The organism is Flavobacterium sp. W22_SRS_FK3, from assembly GCF_052113665.1.
Classification (GTDB): Bacteria; Bacteroidota; Bacteroidia; order Flavobacteriales; family Flavobacteriaceae; genus Flavobacterium.
Genome location: NZ_JBGQOF010000007.1, coordinates 182,594 through 185,850, shown reverse-complemented (window position 1 = coordinate 185,850; position 3,257 = coordinate 182,594). Strand labels below are relative to the sequence as shown.

Sequence of the window (3,257 nt, the reverse complement as noted above, 5' to 3'; positions counted from 1 at the left end):
AAATTTTTTTATTTTAAAATTTAAAAATGAATTATAACTACTTAATTAAATGCAGAAGGCGTAAACACTAAAGAGAGCGGCTTTAAAAAACTTGTAAATGGAATCACAAGAAAATTCAATACATATAAATCCCAAAAAGTAGGATTTGTAATAAAAACTTAAAATTAAGTTATAATAAAATGTGAAAGGAATCTTAAAAAAGGAAAAGTGTTTCAAGTTATAAAATGAAACCAACTGCCTGGGATTAAAAACTATATAATCGCTTTTATGTTTTAATTTTGATTTAAGGAAAGATTATTAATTCATTTTATTAAAACAGGATCATTTTTTAACAAATCGTACTTTTTGATGATTTATTTTCAAGCCTTAGCATTTTATTATGACAACTTAGACAATTTACAATAGTATTACAATAAAGAAAAATTAAAATATATTACATAAAAATTAACATAAGTCTATCTGAATTATTAAAGCAAACAGATGTTTCATTTTATAATTTGAAACATCATTCTTTCACTTCAAAAACTTTCAATGATATTAGATCAATAAATTGAAGATGAAATAATGGTTTACAGATTACAAGGCTCATTAAAATTTGATCATTTTATGATACTGTTGATAAATAATGATCAGGAAATGCTTCGGTAGCACTTCATATTTTATAACCCAAAATACTGGAAAATGAATAAGTAATAACAAACTCTATAAAACCATTTAATACTGAAAAAATCTATGAAAATTAAATCTAAAATTACTACAGCATTATTTTGTCTTTTACCTTTAATTTTATTGGCTCAGGAAGATTCCGTAAAATCGGCTGAAGATTTAGCTAAACAATTAGCTAATCCTGTAGCCAGTTTAATCAGTATCCCTCTTCAAAATAATTTAGATTTTAATGTTGGCCCAAATGAAGGCTTCCGTTACAATTTGAATATTCAACCGGTAATACCAATAAGTATTAGTGAAAACTGGAATTTGATTAGTAGAACGATCGTACCCATAATAACACAAAGTGATGTGATTATTGATAACCAAAATCAAACTGGACTTGGTGATATTGTTCAAAGTATCTTCTTTTCTCCAAAAGAACCTTCTAAGGGAGGCTTAATTTGGGGAGTTGGACCCGTTTTATTGCTACCAACTGCAACCGATGATATTCTTGGAGGACATACATGGGCTGCAGGGCCAAATGCGGTTTTCTTAAAACTAAAAGGTCAATTTACTTATGGCGCATTAGTAAATCACATGTGGTCGTATGCCGGTAGCGGCAATGATATCAGTGCATCCTTTATTCAGCCTTTTGTTACATATGCAACACCAGATGGGGCCTCTTATACAATAGCATCTGAGAATACACAAAGCTGGAACAATGATGTTTTTGGAGGTCTTGTAGGTGCTTACTATGCCAAAGTAGTAAAAGCTGGCAATCAAATGATGCAGTTAGGCGGCGGACCAAAAGTATATTATGGTAATAATCCTTTTAACCCGGATTGGGGCTTGCGATTGAATGTGATTTTATTATATCCTAAAAAGTAATTCCAAAATTATTAAAAAATTAATTCCGTTAGATTTAAAAAAGTAATTAGAATAACGACTTTTTTTTATAATTTATAAATACACCTTCATGAAAAACAATTATTCCTAACATTCTTAGTATTAGTTATATATTGATTGTAAAAGCACAAACTCTTAAAGAAGGCACAAAAGTTATTTCCAGTTCAAAACTCAACACATCAAAACCTATCATCCTAATGATTTGGGTTGATGATATTGGTTGGGAAAATCTAAGTGTATACGAAATGGGTGTTATAGGCTATACAACACCAAATATTGACAGAATTGGTCTTGAAGGACTACGTTTTACAGATCATTATGCGCAATCGAGTTGCAAAGCAGGCAGAGCTTGCTGAAAGCTGAAAGTCGTATTGACAAGAATTGCCGGCCGTTTTGGAATCAATACTTTGGGAATTGGTGAAGATACCGTACAACCCGTTACCTTCAATAAACCTCCATTCAAATTCACAGGACAAATCAAAAAAGTAGTTATCAATTTGAAATAATCGAAAAAGTATTAAAAATAAATCCCCTAATCTGATTAAAACTTGAGCTGGGGATTTATTATACTGAAAAAACAGGATTTCTATATATTATTATAACAGTCGCCATTTACTTATAGTGAAAAGATTACCGGTTTCCAATATTGTAAATATTATTCAATATGCCTGTCTGAGAACATTGGAAGATGAAAATGAAAATATTAACGTTCATCATCTTTTGCAGGGAATAAAAAAAGAATATGCAAAGAATTAAAAATAATGTACGTCTTGAACAAATTAATATAAAAAAATACATCTGCCTATAAAATTATTTTAATGACAGATGCACTTACAAATCAACCTAAAAGCCTAATCTTTTTATTTTACCAGATAAGAAACTTGATCTGCTTCGCAAAGTCTGAAATAGCCAAAAGCAAAATTGTTGGGATCAGTTGTATTTACAATGTTACCTCTGATATTGCCTGGAGGTATAGAAAAAGGACTCCCTCCATATACATCTAAGAGCAAATTCATATAATTATAGAAATTTTTAGAAATGCCACGATGTGTAATATTCACGGTTTTTCCTGGTTTCATTTTATCTTCGTCTGAAAATCTGTTATTTATTAGATTTCCATTAAATAATTCATCATCTGTTAATTCATATTCAGGAAAAAGCAAAAAATCACTTTGATAGTCTGTAAGGTAATAATTGACTTCATCAGCCGGGTCTTTATAGTAAAAGGTAAGTTCTATAACATCTTCTCCCCCAAAATCAGGAACAATCTTTTGCTCTACCTTATCAATTGATGTTACTGAAATCAATTTTTCTACCGCTGTAAAACTTTGTCCTTCTGCGGTTACATAGAGTGTATAATCCATATTGATCACAGGAATAAAATCAGTACATACATAAGTACCTGATTCTGTTTCATTAAAAGCAAAAACATCGCCAGTACTATTTTCAATTCTTACCTGAGCTCCGGACACTTTTGGTGTAGTATTGTTGTAATAAGAAGCCGTTTTACTAATTTTTATAGTCTGTTCACTCCCAGTTGTTCCTTTTTGCCAAATAATTTCTGCATCAACTACCAATCTGCTTTCTCCGGTTTCTAAATCAAGTGTTACCGTATCTTCACAAGATGAAAAAGACAACACAAAAAGAAGGCTACATAAAGCCCATGTTTTACTTTTAAAAGTATGTTTTTCTATCCTTTTCAT

At 30.4% G+C, this 3,257-nt stretch carries 4 protein-coding genes; 3 read left to right on the top strand and 1 reads right to left on the bottom strand.

From position 1 onward, the window contains the following. The first annotated feature begins 732 nt into the window (after window positions 1–732). The 3 genes from ACEN2I_RS09160 (at window position 733) to ACEN2I_RS09150 (ending at window position 2,060) form a co-directional block, all read left to right on the top strand. Window positions 733–1,536: a hypothetical protein gene (locus ACEN2I_RS09160; RefSeq protein ID WP_441765796.1), complete on the top strand. Its 804-nt coding sequence runs from the start codon at window positions 733–735 to the stop codon at window positions 1,534–1,536. Window positions 1,537–1,751: 215 nt separating this feature from the next. Further along, on the top strand, window positions 1,752–1,910 hold the full coding sequence (locus tag ACEN2I_RS09155) for a hypothetical protein (RefSeq protein WP_441765795.1): 159 nt from the start codon (window positions 1,752–1,754) through the stop codon (window positions 1,908–1,910). A gap of 15 nt (window positions 1,911–1,925) precedes the next feature. Next, window positions 1,926–2,060: a hypothetical protein gene (locus tag ACEN2I_RS09150; RefSeq protein WP_441765794.1), complete on the top strand. Its 135-nt coding sequence runs from the start codon at window positions 1,926–1,928 to the stop codon at window positions 2,058–2,060. 354 nt (window positions 2,061–2,414) lie between these two features. On the opposite strand, the gene ACEN2I_RS09145 is transcribed toward ACEN2I_RS09150, so the two are convergent. After that, complete coding sequence (locus tag ACEN2I_RS09145; RefSeq protein WP_441765793.1) at window positions 2,415–3,257, bottom strand: DUF4249 domain-containing protein; 843 nt, start codon at window positions 3,255–3,257, stop codon at window positions 2,415–2,417.

Excerpts from the sequence above, each read along its gene's own strand:
- ACEN2I_RS09145 (WP_441765793.1), bottom strand. The coding sequence starts at position 3,257 with ATGAAAAGGATAGAAAAACATACTTTTAAAAGTAAAACATGGGCTTTA.
- ACEN2I_RS09155 (WP_441765795.1), top strand. The coding sequence starts at position 1,752 with ATGATTTGGGTTGATGATATTGGTTGGGAAAATCTAAGTGTATACGAA.
- ACEN2I_RS09160 (WP_441765796.1), top strand. The coding sequence starts at position 733 with ATGAAAATTAAATCTAAAATTACTACAGCATTATTTTGTCTTTTACCT.